We start from the raw sequence: 17,547 nt of genomic DNA, 5'->3' as shown, positions 1-17,547 counted from the left end.
TCCGCTGTGCCAGACACATACGAAGCTGTCACCCACGCGTTCTGGCTCGCCGGCCGCAAGGCGACGGGCGAGAGCACGCTCGAGGTCACCTCGCCCTGGGACGGCCGCCGCGTCGGCGTGGTGAGCGTTCCCACCGATGCCCAGATCGAGGAGGCCGTCGCCGCGGCCGACGCGGTGCGTGAGGAGTTCGCCGCGACCCCCGCGCACGTCCGGGCCGCCGCGCTGGACCATGTGTCGCGCCGCCTGGCCGAGCGCGGCGAGGAGATCGCCCGGCTGATCTCGGACGAGAACGGCAAGCCGATCAAGTGGGCGCGCGGTGAGGTGGGCCGCGCCGTGTCCGTCTTCCGGTTCGCGGCCGAGGAGGCGCGCCGCTTCAACAGCGGGGACGCCCAGCGGCTGGACACCGACGCCGGTGGCACCGGGCGGCTCGCGCTGACCCGCCGCTTCCCGCGCGGCACCGTCCTCGGTATCTCGCCGTTCAACTTCCCGCTCAACCTCAGCGCCCACAAGGTCGCCCCCGCGATCGCCGTCGGCACGCCGATCATCCTCAAGCCGGCGCCCGCGACCCCGCTGTCCGCGCTGATCCTCGGCGAGTTGCTGGCCGAGACCGAGCTCCCGGCGGGCTCCTGGAGCGTCCTTACGGTGCCCAACGACCGGATGCCCGCCCTGGTCCAGGACGAGCGGCTGCCGGTCATCTCCTTCACCGGTTCGGAGAAGGTGGGCTACGCGATCAAGGAGTCGGTGCCGCTCAAGCACTGCACCCTGGAGCTCGGCGGCAACGGCGCCGCGGTCGTCCTCTCGGACTACGCCGCCGACACCGACCTCGACTGGGCGGCCACCCGCATCGGCACCTTCTCCAACTACCAGGGCGGACAGTCCTGCATCTCCGTACAGCGGGTGATCGCCGACGCGTCCGTCTACGAGGAGCTCGTGCCGAAGATCGTCGCGGCCGTCGAGGCGCAGGCCACCGGCGACCCGAACGATGACGCCACCGACGTCGGCCCGCTGATCAGCGAGGACGCCGCCAAGCGCGTCGAGTCCTGGGTGGACGAGGCCGTCCGGGCCGGTGCGAAGCTGCTGACCGGCGGCAAGCGCGAGGGCTCGAGCTACGCCCCGACCGTGCTCGCGGACGTCCCCGCCGATGTCACCCTCTCCTGCGAGGAGGTCTTCGGACCGGTGCTCACCCTGCACAAGGTGGCGAACGAGGACGAGGCGTTCGCGGCCGTCAACGACTCCAAGTACGGCCTCCAGGCGGGCGTCTTCACCCGTGAGGTGCGGACCGCCTTCCGCGCCCACCGCGCGCTGGAGGTCGGCGGCGTGATCATCGGCGATGTGCCCTCGTACCGCGCCGACCAGATGCCGTACGGCGGCGCCAAGAGGTCCGGCGTTGGCCGCGAGGGCGTGCGGTACGCGATGGAGGACTACACCTACGAGCGGGTCATGGTCCTCACCGGCCTCGACCTCTGACCCACCCACCGCCGGGCCCCGCTTCGCGCCGGGGCCCGGCGTACGAGTGAGGCATGGGGTTGACCCGTCCCGGCCGCTCCGGACCCTCAACCGGAGAAGCCGAGACGGGCCAGTCTCAGGCCGCCGCCGCGCAGCGTGATGTGCAGGTCCTGGACGCCGGTCGGCGGCGTGGGCAGGGCGGCGCGGACCGTGGTGTAGACATAGCGGCCACCGGTGGGCGGGACGGCGGCGGTGGCCAGGGTGGTGCCGTCGGCGAGGTGCGCCTCGACCGTCGCGCCGTCCCCCGCAACCGTCGCTCCGTCACCCGCGACCATCGCGCCGTCCCCCGCCCCAGCGGCGTCGTACGCGGCCTCGACCGTCATCGACATCGCCCCCGCGCCGAAGTCGCAGGCGCGGAAGAGCAGTCGGCCGACCGCGTCGTCACGGCAGGCCACCGCGTCCCCACGGGCCTTGGCGCGGTCCACCAGCACGATCCCGTCCGCCGCGTCGTAGTCCGCGGCCTCCAGGCCGCGCCGCAGCACCGGGCGCGGTGCGGGCGGCGGGCCGCCGACGGTCACGGTGGCGGTGGCGCGCGGGTCCGCGCTGGACGCGCCCGCGTGGATCTCGTACGTCCCGGGGTCGACGGTCCAGCGGCCGTGTGCCACGTCCCAGAAGCCCAGCGCGTCCTCGACCGGCACGGTGAAGAACAGCCGCACCCGCTCGCCCCGGCGCAGCCACACCCTGCGGTGGGCGATGAGCCGGTGGTGCGGCAGCGGGACCCGCGACCCCGGCGCGCTCGCGTAGATCTGCACGACCTCCGCGCCGTCGCACGGACCGGTGTTGGTGACCTCGCACTCCACGGTCAGCCCCGTCTCCCGCCGCGCCGACAGCTCGCCGTAGGTGAAGGCGGTGTACGACAGGCCGTGCCCGAAGGGGAAGAGCGGGGCGCCGTCGAAGTACAGATAGGTGGCGCGCGAGGCGATGATGTCGTAGTCGAGCGGATCGGGCAGATCGTGGTCGGAGGCGTACCAGGTCTGCGGCAGCCGCCCCGCCGGTGAGACGTCCCCGAACAGCACCCGGGCCAGCGCCGTGCCCGCCGCCTGGCCGCCGTGCGCCGTCCACAGCAGCGCGGGCAGCGCATCGGCCGCCTCCGCGACCGCGTACGGATAGCTCGAGGTCAGCACCAGCGCGGTGCGCGGATTGGCGGCGTGGGCCGCGTGCCACAGCCGCTCCTGCTGGGCGGGCAGGGCGAGGGTGGTGCGGTCCTCGGTCTCCCGGCCGCCGATATGCGGGTCGTTGCCCGCCACGACCACCACGGCGTCCGCCCGCGCGGCGGCGCGGGCCACCGCGTCCTCGCCGCGCTCGACGACCTCCAGCCGGAAGACGGTCCCGGCCCCCCGCTCGCCGCCGTCACGTTCGGCAACCTTCAGCGCGCCCGCGGCGACACAGACGTGACCGCCCGTCCCCAGGTGTCTGAGGAGGTGACCGTCGGGGTGCGCTTCGAGCGTGAACGTCTCCTGGACCACCCAGCCCCCGGGCTGCTCGGCCGCCACGCGGACGAAGCCGTCCTCGGCCACGGTCAGGTAGCGGCCGGAGGGCGCGCGCAGGGTGAGCACACCGCCGCCCCAGTCGGCCAGGGACAGCTCGGTGGCGGTGTCGCCGACGGTCAGCGGCGGCAGATCGGTGCGGCCCGCCGTATGCGCCGGGTTGAGCGAGCCCGACGCCTCCGCCGGACCCTCGTCCTCCGCCGCCGCGTCCGGCACCCGCACCCAACCGGCCGCCGTGCGCAGCCGTACGGTGTCCAGGCCGTCCGCGAAGACCACCCGGTCGGCGCCGAGCCGCTCGGCCAGCGCCTCGCGCGGCGAACTGCGGCGGATCAGGGTGCCGCTGTACCAGTCCAGCTTGCACTCGTCGGCGAGCGGACCGACGACCGCGAGGGTGCGGACGGCGCTCTCGGAGAGTGGCAGCAGACCGTCGTTGGTGAGCAGGACGACGGCCTGTTCGGCGGCCTCCAGGGCGAGCGCCCGATGGGCGGGCGTGTCCAAGGCACCGTCACATTCCTCCGGCTGCCCGTCGAACTCGCCCAGCGCGTACCGCATCGCCAGCAGTCGCCGCACCGCCGTGTCCACCGTGGGCACGTCGATCAGCCCGCGCGCCAGCGCGCCCCACACCCGCGCGATCGTCTTCGACGCGTCCTGGTCATGGTCGGTGAAACTGTCCACCCCCGCCCGCAGGGCCGCCGCGACGGCCTCCTCATGGGTGTCGAAGTAGTGCTCGGAGTCGACCAGATTGGAGGGCGCGCCCGCGTCGGAGCAGACCACCAGCTCCTGGTCGGTCCAGGTGCGCAAGTGCTCGCGCAGATACGGGGAGACATGGTTGGGCCGCCCGTTGACCAGGTTGTACGCGGGCATCACCCCGGCCACCGCGCCCGCCCGCACCGCCCCGCGGAAGGCCGCCAGATCGTATTCGTGCAGCACCCGCGGCCGCACCGAGGACGAGGTGGTGTCCCGGTCGGTCTCGTTGTTGTGCGCCAGCCAGTGCTTCAGGACGGGCGCGGTGCGCCAGCGCTCCGGGTGATCGCCGCGCAGCCCGCGGGTGTAGGCCGTGGCCAGGGCCGAGGTGAGGTACGGATCCTCGGCGTACCCCTCCTCGTTGCGGCCCCAGCGCGGATCGCGCAGCAGGTTCACGGTCGGCGACCACACATTGAGGCCCACCCGCGGATCGCGTGCGCGCATCGCCCGCGCCTCGCGGCCCACCGCCTCGCCGACGCGCCGCACCAGCTCCGGGTTCCAGGTCGCACCGAGCCCTACGGCCTGGGGGAAGACGGTGGCGGGACCCATCCAGGCGACGCCGTGCAGCGCCTCCTGCCCGGTGCGGAAGGGGGCGAGGCCGAGCCGCTCCACTCCGGGCGCGTACTGGTGGAGCATCGCGATCCGCTCATCCAGCGTCAGCCGGGCCAGCAGATCCTCGACGCGCGTACGCACCGGCAGCCGTGGATCGCGGAAGGGCGGATCGCGAAAGGGCGGACGAGTGATCAGATCACCGTCATCGCTCACGGATACGGCCCCGCTTCCTCGGCTCGTGCGCCGACTTCCCCAGCCCCTGACGTCGAATCGATGTCGAATCGACGTGGATTCGAAGCGCTTCGATGCTGGGCGCACCATGCCCGCCCTGTCAAGGCTTCACGGAGCCCAACCCATCGGCGCCTTGCGCCACCACTCTTGCGCGACCCCACCCCCCGCCTTAACCTCAGCGCAATATCGAAGCGCTTCGACCAATCTTCGATCAATCTCGGCCAACTCGACCATCGGTCGTACGTCGGGCACGCCACGAAGGGTTGACGCAATGCCGAACTCCCAGGCTTCGGCCTCCACTTCCCCTCCCAGCCGGAGAACCTTCCTGGCCTCCACGGCGGTTGCCGCGGCGGCCGTCGCGGGAGGGGTTCCGCTGCTCACCGGCTGCTCCACCGAGGAGGGCTCCGGCAAGGGCGGCACCACCTCCGGCAAGGAGCTGAAGAACCTGCTGCCGACCTATGTGGCCTCGAAGGTGGCGGACCCCGACATCCCCAGCGTCAACGGCTCCAGCCCCGGCTACACCAAGGCCCCGCCCGCCGCCGAACTGGTCGCCTCCGTGAAGGGCAAGCCCGGCCACGGCGGCAGCTACACGATGTTCGAACCGCTCTGGGGCACCCCGCCGCCCAAGAACAACGCCTACTACAAGGCGGTCAACGACGCGCTCGGCGCCACCGTCAAGCTCCAGCCGCAGGACGGCAACACCTACGGCGAGAAGCTCGGCGCCGTCCTCGCCTCCGGCGACATCGCCGATATCGTGGTGATCCCGCTCTGGGAGATGGGCGGGCGGATCCACGGCGCGGTCAGCGCCAAATTCGCCGATCTGGGCCCGTATCTCTCCGGCGACAAGGTCAAGAAATATCCGAACCTCGCCGCCATTCCCACCGCCGCCTGGCAGATGTCCGTCTTCGGCGGCAAGCTCCGCGGACTGCCGATGCCCTCGCGTCCGCTCGGCAGCGTCATTCCGTACTACCGCGAGGACATCTTCACCAAGGAGGGCTACCACGTCCCCAAGAGCCCGGCGGAATTCCTCTCCCTGGCCAAGGAGATCACCCGGCCCAAGAGCAAGGTGTGGGCCTGCGACGACATGTGGTGGTCGGCGCAGCGGTTCTTCGGCTGCCCGGGGGAGAAGCCGTACTACTGGATCGAGAAGAACGGCAAGCTGGTCCACAAGGTCGAGACCGAGAACTACCTCGAGGCCTTGGAATGGTGCCGCAAGCTCTTCGCCAGGGGCTATGTCCACCCCGACGCGGTCGCGGGCAAGGCCAATGACGCGCTGACCCGCTTCACCTCCGGGCAGACCCTCTTATACAACGACGGCGAGGCCAAGTGGTACGGCGCCACCTTCGAACAGGCCGGTCCCAACCCCGACTTCAGGATTCAGGGAATGGACTGGTTCGGCCCCGACGGCGGCGACCCGGTCATCTATCTCGACCCGCCCGCCCAGATCTGGTCCTTCCTCAACAAGAACCTCGCCAAGGACCAGATCGAGGAAATCCTCGCCCTCGCGAACTTCATCGCCGCGCCCTTCGGCACCAAGGAACAGCGCCTCATCGACTACGGCGTCGAAGGCGTGCACCACGACATGAAGAAGGGCGTACCGGTCAAGAACGCGACAGGAGTCCGGGACGTCCAGGACACCTATCGCTTCATCGCCTCCCCGCAGGCGAGCGTCGCCTATCCGGACTTCCCGCGGATGGTCGAGGACTACTGCGGCTGGATGCGGCGGATGGGCGAGTTCGCCAGGAAGCCGCTCTTCTACGGAATGCAGATCCAGGAGCCCAATCGGTACGCCTCGCTCTACACGCCGTTCGAGGACCTCGCCAAGGACGTCACCCGCGGCCGTAAGTCGATCAAGGACGCCCAGCGGGCCATCAGCGACTGGCGCAGCGGTGGCGGCGACCGGCTCCGCGACTGGTACGCGGGGCTCCTCGACGAGAACGGCGGCGGCGCCTGATGGCCGAGCCGGCCCGGGGCGCCCTGGCGGACCGTGACAGCGAGCCAAGGCACGGCACCGCGGCGGGTTCCGGCACTCCGCCGGGCCCCGGCACCCCGACCGCCCGCACCGGGTGGTGGCACCGGCTGCGCCGCGACCGCACCCTGCTGCTGATGGTCGCCCCAGCCGTCGGGCTCCTCCTGCTCTTCACCTACGTCCCGCTGCTCTGGACCACGGTCGCCTATCTGGACTATGACCCGTTCACCCAGGGGCTGTGGACCAGCCCCTGGGTGGGCCTCGACAACTTCACCCTCCTCTTCGAGGACAGCCGCTTCTGGGACGCCTTCGCCAACACCCTCTCCATCACCTTCATCCAGCTGGTGCTGTTCTTCCCGGTGCCCATCGCGCTGGCGCTGCTGCTCAACAGCGTGCTCAGCGACAAGGTCCGCGGCCTGGTGCAGTCGATCCTGTACCTGCCGCACTTCTTCTCCTGGGTGCTGGTGATCACGATCTTCCAGCAGATGCTCGGCGGCGCCGGGCTGCTCGCCCAGCAGCTGCGCGCCCATGGCCACGAGGGCTTCGACCTGATGACCGACCCGGGCGTCTTCAAGTTCCTGATCACCGCCCAGCTGGTGTGGAAGGACGCGGGCTGGGGCGTGATCGTCTTCCTGGCCGCGCTCTCCGCCGTCAACCAGGACCTCTACGAGGCCGCGGCGGTGGACGGCGCGAACCGCCGGCGCCGGATGTGGCACGTCACGCTGCCCGCGCTGCGCCCGGTGATCGCCCTGTTGCTGGTGCTGCGCGTCGGTGACTCGCTGACCGTCGGCTTCGAGCAGATCCTGCTCCAGCGCGACGCGGTGGGGCCCGGCGCCTCGGAGGTCTTCGACACCTATGTGTGGTGGGTCGGCATCGCCAACACCGACTACGGGATCGCCGCCGCCGGCGGTCTGATCAAGGGCGCCTTCAGCCTGGTGCTGGTGCTGATCGCCAACAAGGTCGCCCATATGCTCGGCGAGCAGGGGGTTTACCGGAAATGACCGTGACCGAGCGGACCGCGGCCGAGGCCGGACCCGCCGCCCCGTCCCCGCGCCGCCGCCGCGACGAAAGGCGCCGCGACGAGCGGCGCCCGGTGTGGGAGGAGGAGCCCGGCAGGGTCGGCCAGGGGCTCAAGGGGGCCACCCTGGTCGGGGTGTGTCTGGCGATCCTCGGCCCGCTGTGGGTGGTGGTCGTCACCAGCCTGTCCGACCAGCGGACCATCACCGACGCCGGGGGACTGGTGATCGTCCCCAGGACGGTCACCTTCCGGGCCTACACCGAGCTGCTGAGCGGCGGCACGGTGACCCGGGCGACGCTCGTCAGCCTCGCGCTCACCGCCGTGGGCACCGTGATCAGTACCGTCGTCTCGGTCCTGTGCGCCTACGGCCTGTCCCGCCCGGGGTCCTTCCTGCACCGGCCGATCCTGATGGTGCTGCTGGTCACCATGTTCTTCAACGCCGGTCTCATCCCCACGTATCTGCTGGTCACCGGCGTCGGCCTGGAGGGCAGCTACTGGTCGATGATCCTGCCCGGGGCCGTCTCGGTCTTCAACGTCCTGGTGCTACGGGCGTTCTTCCAGAACATCGCGCCCGAGCTGATCGACAGCGCCCGGATCGACGGCGCGGGGGACTGGCGGATCCTGTTCCGCATCGTGCTGCCGCTGTCGAAGGCCGTGATCGCGGTCGTCTCGCTCTTCTACGCGGTCGGCTACTGGAGCCAGTGGTTCAACGCCATGCTCTACCTCAACGACCAGGACATGTGGCCGCTCCAGATGATCCTGCGCCAACTGGTGATCAAGCAGCAGGCGCCCCAGGGCATGTCCCAGATGATCTCCACCCAGCAGATCCCCGGACTGGCCGTGCAGATGGCCGTCATGGTGCTCGCGCTGATCCCGGTCGCGGTGCTCTACCCCTTCGTCCAGAAGCACTTCACCAAGGGCATGCTCACCGGCGCCGTCAAGGGCTGACGCCGATCGCCCCCGTAACCCAGCCGACCCGAGACGGGAGCCGGTATGCCCGACCTGAACGACGCCACCCGCGGCCGCGTCCTCTACGGCGGCGACTACAACCCCGAGCAGTGGCCCGAGAGCGTCTGGCACGACGACATCCGGCTGATGCGCCGGGCGGGCGTCACCACCGTCACCGTCGGCGTCTTCTCCTGGGCCCGGCTCGAACCGCGCCCCGGCGCACGGGACTTCGACTGGCTGGACCGGGTCCTGGACCTGCTCCACGAGGGCGGGATCGAGGTCTGTCTGGCCACCCCGACCGCCTCCCCGCCGCCCTGGATGGGCTCCCGCCACCCCGAGACCCTGCCGCGCGACGAGAGCGGCGCGGTCGTCTGGTACGGCTCACGGAACCAGTTCTGCGCCTCGTCGCCCGTCTACCGCGAGCACGCCCTGCGCATCACCGAGGACCTGGCGGACCGCTACGGCGGCCATCCGGCCCTGCGGATGTGGCACGTCGGCAACGAGTACTCCACCCACTGCTGGTGCGACGAGACCGCCCGGCACTTCCGCCGCTGGCTGCGCACGCGGTACGGCGGCCTGGACGCTCTCAACCAGGCGTGGGGGACGGCCTTCTGGAGCCAGCGCTACGACTCCTGGGAGGAGGTCATCCCGCCGCGCCGCGCCCAGTACCTGATCAACCCCGGTCAGGCGCTGGACTTCCGCCGCTTCACCAGCGACGCCCTGCTGGAGTGCTTCACCGCCGAACGCGACGCGCTGGCCGCCCGCACCCCGCACATCCCCGTGACCACCAACTTCATGCCGCTGTTCATCGGCCAGGACGGCTGGGCCTGGGCGGCGGAGGAGGACGTGGTCTCCGTCGACCTCTACCCCGACCCCAAGGACCCGCACGCGGCCGCCTACGGAGCGATGGTCCAGGACCTGACCCGCTCCCAGGCGGGCGGCCCCTGGGTCCTCATGGAGCAGGCCGCCGGCCCGGTCAACTGGCGCGGCGTCAACCACCCCAAGCCGCAGGGGCTGATGCGGCTGTGGTCCCTCCAGGCCGTCGCGCGCGGCGCCGACGCGGTCTGGTTCTTCCAGTGGCGGCAGTCCCGGCAGGGCAGCGAGAAGTTCCACTCCGGGATGGTCCCGCACGCCGGTGAGCACAGCCGCACCTTCGCGCGGGTGTGCGAACTCGGCGCCGAACTGCGCGAACTGGCCCCGGTCGCGGGCACGGACGTCCCCGCGCGGGCCGCGATCCTGCACGACTGGCACTCCTGGTGGGCCTCTGTCCAGGACGGCCGCCCCTCCTCCCTGGTCTCCTGCGAGCGGCTGCTGCGCGCCTGGCACCAGGCCCTGTGGGAGCGGAACCTCACCACCGACTTCGCCCATCCGCACGCCGACCTCACCGACTACGCCCTCGTCGCCGTCCCCCAGCTGTATCTGCTCACCGACGAGGCGCTGGACAACCTCGCGGCGTACGTACGCGGCGGCTCCACCCTCGTCTGCGGCTTCTTCACCGGCGTCGCCGACGAGGACGACCGGGTGCGCCCCGGCGGGGTGGACCGCCGCCTCCGCGGGGTCCTCGGCATCCGTACGGTCCACGAGTGGTGGCCGCTGGACCAGGGCGAGGCGCTCACCGCCGAGGGCACCTGGCTGGGCGCGTTCCACGGCACCCTCTGGTCCGAGGACCTGGAGCCGTCCACCGCGGAACCGGTCGCCCGGATCAAGGGCGGTGAGCTCGACGGCCGCCCCGCCGTCACCCGAAACGCCTACGGCACCGGTACCGCCTGGTACGTCTCCACCCTCCCCGAACCCGCCGCCCTGCGCGCGCTCCTCGGCCGCGCGGCCGAGGAGGCGGGGCTGGCACCCGCGCTGCCCGGCCTCCCCGAGGGCGTCGAGGCGGTGCGGCGCGGCCCGTATCTCTTCCTGCTCAACCACGGCAGCGCCCCGGCGGTCGTCCCCCTCCCGTCCGCTCCGTCGGCGCGGACGGATCTGCTGACCGGGCGCACGCACCACACCAGCGTCCGGCTGGACCGCTTCGCGGTCATGGTCCTGGCTCCGCCCGAATCCCTCGGCTGAAGCTCCGCCCGAATCCCCCATCGGAAAGGGAAGGTCCCGTGCAACGAGCCGCTCGAACGCTCTTCCTCACCCCGTTGATCGCGTTACTCGCGCTGATCGGCTTCGCCGCCGCCCCCGCCCAGGCCGCCACCTGGTCCTCCTCGGACCAGTGGGGCACCTGGTCCAACGGGGGCTACACCCTCTACAACAACATCTGGGGCTCCGGCGCCGGATCCCAGACCATCTGGGCCAACTCCTCCAGCGACTGGGGAGTCTGGGCCAACCACCCGAACACCGGCGGCATCAAGTCCTACCCCAACGCCAAGAAGGTCGTCGGCAAGAAGATCAGCGCCATCAACACCCTCACCAGCAACTACAGCGTGACGGTCCCGTCCTCGGGCGCCTACAACACCTCGTACGACATCTGGGACAGCAACTACGCGTACGAGATCATGCTCTGGGTCAACAAGACCGGTCCGGTCGGCCCCCTCGGCACCTCCCAGGGCACCGTCACCCTCGGCGGTCACACCTGGACCGTCTACAAGGGCAGCAACGGCTCCAACCAGGTCTTCTCCTTCATCCGCGGTTCCAACTCCAGCTCCGGCTCCGTGGACATCAAGTCCATCGTGAACTGGATCAAGAACACCAAGGGCTGGTTCGGCGATGTGACCATCGGCGACGTCCAGTTCGGCTATGAGATCACCTCCTCGGCCGGCGGTCTGGACTTCGGCACCAACGGCTTCGGGGTGAGCGCGAGCTGACATCCGCGTACCGCCGCCGCCCGGCCGTGCGGCGGCGGTACGCCACCGGCCCGGCGCGATCGCGTCAGGACGCGCCGGGCGCCGGGCCCGAGCTGGCCCGTACGGTCAGTTCAGGGGCGAGCAGGGTCACCTGCTCCTCGGGGGCGCCGCCCTCCAGCTTCGCCACCGCCAGCTCCACGGCCCGCCGCCCCATCTCCTGCGCGGGGATGGCCACCGAGGTGAGCCGCACCGACGCCTGGGTGGCCACCTGCTCGGGGCATACGGCGACCACCGAGACGTCCTCGGGCACCGCGCGGCCCTGTCGGCGCAACAGGCTGAGCAGCGGTTCGATGGCCGCCTCGTTCTGCACCACGAAGCCGGTGGTGCCGGGCCGCTCGTCGAAGATCCGGGAGAGGGTGCCGTCCATGGACTCGTAGCTGCCCTCGCACGGGCGGTGCAGCAGCCGCACCCCCAGTTCCCCGGCGCGGCGGCGCAGCCCCTCCAGGGTCCGCTCGGCGAAGCCGGTGTGGCGCTCATAGACGGCCGGGGCCTCGCCCACGACCGCGATCTCCCGGTGGCCGAGGTCCGCCAGATGCTCGGCGCACAGCGCACCGGTGGCGGTGAAGTCCAGATCGACGCAGGTCAGGCCGACGGTGTCGGCGGGGAGCCCGATCAGCACGGTGGGCTGGCGGGCCGCGTGCAGCAGCGGCAGCCGCTCGTCCTCCAGCTCCACATCCATCACGATCATGGCGTCGGCGAGCCCGCTGCCGGTCACCCGGCGCACGGCCGCCGGGCCCTCCTCGCCGGTGAGCAGCAGAACGTCATAGCCGTGGGAGCGGGCGGTGGTGGCGACCGCGATCGCGATCTCCATCATCACCGGCACATACATGTCCGTCCGCAGTGGCACCATGAGCGCGAGGATGGTGGAGCGGCTGCTGGCCAGGGCGCGGGCCCCGGCGTTCGGGTGGTAGCCGAGCTCCTTGATGCTGTGCTCGACGCGCTCGCGGGTGGGAGCGGAGATCGACCGCTTGCCGCTGAGGACATAGCTCACCGTGCTGGCGGAGACTCCGGCGTGGCGGGCGACCTCGGCGAGGGTGACCATGCGGGGGACTCCATCCGGGGGATCGTCAGTGAAGCGCTTCGACGCATGGTCCGAGCTTCCTTGCCTGGCCATGCGGATTGACATTAAACCCGCAGGACAAGCGCTGTCCAGAGGATGTCGAAGCGCTTCAACGCCATGGCTCTGCCCCTCGGTGCCCCTGCCGGGCCCGCCGCCGCGGCGATCCTTCCCGAACCTACAGATCCCGGCGTCCTCCCGCTTTGCCGTCCCGTCGGACCGGATGCACACTGGCAGCGGTACGTGCCGGTAATGTCACGAGATCGTCGCGGCAAAGGGAGCACCGATGACCGCATCCTCCGTCAGGCCGGTGTCCGAGCGTGAAGCGCGCCAGGTCGCCGAGGCCGCACGCGAACAGGTATGGCACAAGCCCAGCTTCGCCAAGGAGCTCTTCCTCGGCCGCTTCCGACTCGACCTGATCCATCCCCACCCCGCCCCCGCCCCCGACGACGTCCGCCGCGGCGAGACCTTCCTCGCCAAGCTCCAGGAGTTCTGCGAGACGCGGGTCGACGCCGCCCGCATCGAGCGCGAGGCGCAGATCCCCGATGAGACGATCAAGGGGCTCAAGGAGCTCGGCGCGCTCGGGATGAAGATCGACACCAAGTACGGGGGCCTCGGCCTCACCCAGGTCTACTACAACAAGGCCCTCGCCCTGGCCGGCTCCGTCAGCCCGGCGATCGGCGCCCTGCTCTCCGCCCACCAGTCCATCGGCGTACCGCAGCCGCTGAAGCTCTTCGGCACCCAGGAGCAGAAGGACCGCTTCCTGCCGCGCTGCGCCCGCACCGACATCTCGGCCTTCCTGCTCACCGAGCCGGACGTGGGCTCCGACCCGGCCCGTCTCGCCACCACCGCGGTGCCCGACGGCGACGGCTACCTGCTGGACGGCGTCAAGCTGTGGACCACCAACGGCGTGGTCGCCGACCTGCTGGTGGTCATGGCCCGGGTGCCGCGCTCCGAGGGCCACAAGGGCGGCATCACCGCCTTCGTCGTCGAGACCGCCACCGAGGGCGTCACCGTCGAGAACCGCAACGCCTTCATGGGGCTGCGCGGCCTGGAGAACGGCGTCACCCGCTTCCACCGGGTCCGCGTCCCGGCCGCCAACCGGATCGGCCCCGAGGGCGCCGGCCTCAAGATCGCGCTGACCACGCTCAACACCGGACGGCTGTCGCTGCCCGCGATGTGCGCGGGCGCCGGGAAGTGGTGTCTGAAGATCGCCCGCGAATGGTCCGCCGCCCGTGAGCAGTGGGGCAAGCCCATCGCCAAGCACGAGGCCGTCGGCGCCAAGATCTCCTTCATCGCGGCGACCACCTTCGCCCTGGAGGCCGTCATCGACCTCGCCTCCCAGATGGCCGACGAGGACCGCAACGACATCCGCATCGAGGCGGCGCTCGCCAAGCTCTACGGCAGCGAGATGGCCTGGCTGATGGCCGATGAACTGGTCCAGATCCGCGGCGGCCGGGGCTATGAGACCGCGGCCTCGCTGGCCGCCCGCGGGGAGCGGGCCGTCCCCGCCGAGCAGATGCTGCGCGATCTGCGCATCAACCGGATCTTCGAGGGCTCGACCGAGATCATGCACCTGCTCATCGCCCGCGAGGCCGTGGACGCCCATCTGTCGGTGGCCGGCGATCTCATCGACCCCGACAAGTCCCTCCAGGACAAGGGCAAGGCGGCCGCCAAGGCCGGTGGCTTCTACGCCCGCTGGCTGCCCGGCCTGCTCACCGGGCCCGGTCAACTGCCCCGCGCCTACCCCGAGTTCAACCCGGCCGGGCACCCGGACCTCTCCCCGCATCTGCGCTATGTGGAGCGCTCCGCGCGCAAGCTCGCCCGCTCCACGTTCTACGCCATGTCGCGCTGGCAGGGCCGGATGGAGACCAAACAGGGCTTCCTCAGCCGGATCGTCGACATCGGCGCGGAGCTGTTCGCGATGAGCGCGGCCTGCGTACGGGCCGAGATGCTGCGCTCCCGCGGCGACCACGGCGTCGCGGCCTACCAGTTGGCCGACGCGTTCTGCCGGCAGGCCAGGATCCGCGCCGACGAGCTCTTCGGGCGGCTGTGGACCAACACCGACGAGCTCGACCGCAAGGTGGTCTCCGGAGTGCTCTCCGGGACGTACGAGTGGCTCGAGCACGGCGTGATCGACCCCAGCGGCGACGGCCCCTGGATCGCCGACGCCACCCCCGGCCCGACCGCCAAGCGGAACGTCCACCGCCCCATCGGCTGAGGGGCCGCCGGGAAGCCGCCGGAGCACGTGCCGAGGAGCCCCCGGGATCCGCGATCACCGGATCCCGGGGCTTGTCACCGAGCCGTCACCCCTTGCCCCCACAATGGGGGGATGACGGAATCCCTGGCTGACCCGCATCTGCGCGTCCCGGCGGCCACCGCCGCGGCGAGCGTGCGCGACATCGTGATCCTGGGCTCCACCGGTTCGATCGGCACCCAGGCCATCGACGTGGTGCTGCGCAACCCCCACCGGTTCCGCGTGACCGGCCTGTCCGCCGCCGGGGGCCGGGCCGGGCTGCTCGCCGAGCAGGCCCACCGGCTGCGGGTGGACAGGGTCGCGGTCGCCCGGCCCGAGGCGGTGGCCGAGGTGCGCCAGGCGCTGAGCGCGCGCTACGGCGCCGGTGAGCCGCTCCCCGAGATCCTGGCGGGGCCCGACGCGGCCACCGAGCTCGCCCGCTCCCAGTGCCACACCGTGCTGAACGGCATCACCGGCTCCATCGGCCTGGCGCCCACCCTGGCCGCCCTGGAGGCGGGCCGGGTGCTGGCGCTGGCCAACAAGGAATCGCTCATCGTCGGCGGCCCCCTGGTCAAGGCCGTGGCCAAGCCCGGACAGATCGTCCCCGTCGACTCCGAGCACTCCGCGCTCTTCCAGGCGCTGCTCGGCGGCGCCCGCGAGGAGGTACGCAAGCTGGTCGTCACCGCCTCCGGCGGCCCGTTCCGCGGCCGGACCAAGCGCGAGCTGGCCTCGGTCACCCCGGAGCAGGCGCTGGCCCACCCCACCTGGGACATGGGCCCGGTGATCACGATCAACTCCGCGACCCTCGTCAACAAGGGCCTGGAGGTCATCGAGGCCCACCTGCTCTACGACATTCCCTTCGAGCGGATTGAGGTGGTGGTCCACCCTCAGTCGTATATCCACTCGATGGTTGAATTCACCGATGGCTCGACGCTCGCCCAGGCGAGCCCGCCCGATATGCGGATGCCCATCGCGCTCGGCCTCGGCTGGCCCGAGCGGGTGCCCGACGCCGCGCCCGGCTGCGACTGGACCAAGGCCCACACCTGGGAGTTCTTCCCCCTGGACACCGAGGCGTTCCCCTCGATCGGCCTCGCCCGCCACGTCGGCTCCCTCGGCGGCACCGCCCCGGCCGTCTTCAACGCGGCGAACGAGGAGTGCGTGGACGCCTTCCTTGACGGAAAGCTGCCGTTCAACGGAATCGTCGATACGGTCGCCGAGGTGGTGGCCGAGCACGGCACCCCGGCCGAGGGAACCCGGCTCACCGTCGCGGACGTCCTCGAGGCCGAGACATGGGCCCGCGCCCGCGCAACGGAACTGGCCGCCAGAGCGGCGAAGGCGACCCCGGAGGCTCGCGCATGACGACACTGATGACGGTCCTCGGCATAGTGGTGTTCGCCGTCGGCCTGCTGATCTCCATCGCCTGGCATGAGCTCGGCCATCTCTCCACGGCCAAGCTCTTCGGCATCCGGGTGCCCCAGTACATGGTCGGCTTCGGGCCGACCATCTTCTCCCGCAAGAAGGGCGAGACCGAGTACGGCGTCAAGGCGGTTCCGCTCGGTGGCTACATCCGCATGATCGGCATGTTCCCGCCGGGTGACGACGGAAAGATCACCGCGCGCTCCACCTCACCGTGGCGTGGCATGATCGAGGACGCCCGGTCGGCCGCCTTCGAGGAGCTCCAGCCCGGCGACGAGAAGCGCCTGTTCTACACGCGCAAGCCGTGGAAGCGCGTGATCGTCATGTTCGCCGGGCCCTTCATGAACCTGGTCCTCGCGGTGGCGATCTTCCTCGGGGTGATGATGAGCTTCGGCGTCAACACCCAGACCACCAATGTGGGCACGGTCTCCCAGTGCGTGGTCGCGGCCTCGGCCTCCACCGACAAGTGCCCCAAGGGCGCCAAGGACTCCCCGGCCAAGGCCGCCGGTCTCCAGCCCCGGGACAAGATCGTCGCCTTCAACGGGCACCCCACCCCGGACTGGGGCACCCTCCAGCAGGACATCCGCGAGACCACCGGCCCCGCCACGATCACCGTCGAGCGGGACGGCGTCCGCAAGACCCTGAACGCCAACCTCATAAAGAACCAGGTCGCCAAGTCCGACGGGAACGGCGGCTATGTCGACGGCGAGTTCGTCACCGCCGGCTTCCTCGGCTTCACCCCCGCCACCGGAGTGGTCCAGCAGTCCTTCGGGCAGTCCGTGGACCGTATGGGCAACATGGTCGAGGACGGCATCGACTCGATGATCGCCCTGCCCTCCAAGATCCCGGACCTGTGGAACGCGGCCTTCGGGGACGGCGAGCGCAAGGCGGACTCCCCCATGGGCGTCGTGGGCGCGGCCCGGGTCGGCGGCGAGGTCGCCAACCTCGACATCCCGCCCTCCCAGCGGATCGCGACCATGCTCTTCCTGGTCGCCGGGTTCAACCTCTCGCTGTTCCTGTTCAACATGCTGCCGCTGCTGCCGCTGGACGGCGGCCACATCGCGGGCGCGGTGTGGGAGGCCATCCGGCGCCACACCGCCCGGCTGGTCCGGCGGCCCGACCCCGGACCGTTCGATGTGGCGAAGATGATGCCGGCGGCCTATGTGATCGCCGGAGTCTTCATCTGCTTCACGCTGCTCGTCCTGGTGGCGGACGTCGTGAACCCCGTGAAAATCTCCTGATGACGCGAGATGTCCTGAAGTTCACCTTTGGGTGGACTTCAGGAGCGCGGTGTGCTGAGGCCGTGGCCGGTGCCGTAATCTCGGAGATCGGAGTCCGCTGATCTCCGGCCACGCACACACCTTGGGGTTACGAACCAGATGACTGCGATTTCGCTAGGAATGCCGTCCGTACCGGCCAAGCTCGCCGAGCGCAGGGTCAGCCGGAAGATCCAGGTCGGGGCGGTGGCCGTGGGTGGCGACGCGCCGATTTCGGTGCAGTCGATGACGACGACGGTGACGGCGGACATCGGTGCGACGTTGCAGCA

At 70.9% G+C, this 17,547-nt stretch carries 12 protein-coding genes; 10 read left to right on the top strand and 2 right to left on the bottom strand.

All coding sequences use genetic code 11. The features are described from left to right. Positions 1–6 precede the first annotated feature (6 nt). Entirely contained in the window at positions 7–1,467 is a 1,461-nt protein-coding gene (locus tag ABD329_RS41950; RefSeq protein WP_198278796.1) for an aldehyde dehydrogenase family protein, read from the top strand. Between the two features lie 86 nt (positions 1,468–1,553). Here the strand turns inward: ABD329_RS41950 and ABD329_RS41945 are convergent, their stop codons facing one another. Then, entirely contained in the window at positions 1,554–4,502 is a 2,949-nt protein-coding gene (locus tag ABD329_RS41945) for a glycoside hydrolase family 3 C-terminal domain-containing protein (RefSeq protein ID WP_198278795.1), read from the bottom strand. Between the two features lie 289 nt (positions 4,503–4,791). On the opposite strand from ABD329_RS41945, the gene ABD329_RS41940 reads away from it, so the two are divergent. The 5 genes from ABD329_RS41940 to ABD329_RS41920 are packed head-to-tail and all read left to right on the top strand — an operon-like array spanning position 4,792 to position 11,253. After that, entirely contained in the window at positions 4,792–6,474 is a 1,683-nt protein-coding gene (locus ABD329_RS41940; protein WP_198278794.1) for an extracellular solute-binding protein, read from the top strand. After that, entirely contained in the window at positions 6,474–7,490 is a 1,017-nt protein-coding gene (locus ABD329_RS41935) for an ABC transporter permease (RefSeq protein WP_246618680.1), read from the top strand. The genes ABD329_RS41940 and ABD329_RS41935 overlap by 1 nt, the downstream gene beginning before the upstream one ends. Further along, on the top strand, positions 7,487–8,455 hold the full coding sequence (locus ABD329_RS41930; RefSeq protein ID WP_198278793.1) for a carbohydrate ABC transporter permease: 969 nt from the start codon (positions 7,487–7,489) through the stop codon (positions 8,453–8,455). The genes ABD329_RS41935 and ABD329_RS41930 overlap by 4 nt, the downstream gene beginning before the upstream one ends. A gap of 45 nt (positions 8,456–8,500) precedes the next feature. Further along, on the top strand, positions 8,501–10,513 hold the full coding sequence (locus ABD329_RS41925) for a beta-galactosidase (RefSeq protein ID WP_198278792.1): 2,013 nt from the start codon (positions 8,501–8,503) through the stop codon (positions 10,511–10,513). Between the two features lie 38 nt (positions 10,514–10,551). After that, entirely contained in the window at positions 10,552–11,253 is a 702-nt protein-coding gene (locus ABD329_RS41920) for a glycoside hydrolase family 12 protein (protein WP_198278791.1), read from the top strand. Between the two features lie 64 nt (positions 11,254–11,317). On the opposite strand, the gene ABD329_RS41915 is transcribed toward ABD329_RS41920, so the two are convergent. After that, on the bottom strand, positions 11,318–12,334 hold the full coding sequence (locus ABD329_RS41915; RefSeq protein WP_198278790.1) for a LacI family DNA-binding transcriptional regulator: 1,017 nt from the start codon (positions 12,332–12,334) through the stop codon (positions 11,318–11,320). A 301-nt stretch (positions 12,335–12,635) separates the two neighbouring features. On the opposite strand from ABD329_RS41915, the gene ABD329_RS41910 reads away from it, so the two are divergent. The 4 genes from ABD329_RS41910 to ABD329_RS41895 form a co-directional block, all read left to right on the top strand. After that, positions 12,636–14,570, top strand: coding sequence for an acyl-CoA dehydrogenase family protein (locus ABD329_RS41910; protein ID WP_344317782.1), 1,935 nt, complete (start codon positions 12,636–12,638; stop codon positions 14,568–14,570). A 111-nt stretch (positions 14,571–14,681) separates the two neighbouring features. Next, positions 14,682–15,944, top strand: a complete 1,263-nt coding sequence (gene dxr, locus ABD329_RS41905; protein ID WP_198278552.1) for a 1-deoxy-D-xylulose-5-phosphate reductoisomerase — start codon at positions 14,682–14,684, stop codon at positions 15,942–15,944. Beyond that, complete coding sequence (locus ABD329_RS41900) at positions 15,941–17,242, top strand: M50 family metallopeptidase (protein WP_198278553.1); 1,302 nt, start codon at positions 15,941–15,943, stop codon at positions 17,240–17,242. The genes dxr and ABD329_RS41900 overlap by 4 nt, the downstream gene beginning before the upstream one ends. A gap of 138 nt (positions 17,243–17,380) precedes the next feature. Beyond that, positions 17,381–17,547 (top strand): flavodoxin-dependent (E)-4-hydroxy-3-methylbut-2-enyl-diphosphate synthase (locus ABD329_RS41895; protein WP_344317792.1); only part of this gene is annotated, 167 nt, incomplete at its 3' end.

The organism is Streptomyces javensis (assembly GCF_039525925.1).
Lineage (GTDB): Bacteria > Actinomycetota > Actinomycetes > Streptomycetales > Streptomycetaceae > Streptomyces > Streptomyces asiaticus.
The sequence above is the reverse complement of the archived record's forward strand: the minus strand, read 5'-3'. Positions and strand labels throughout refer to the sequence as shown.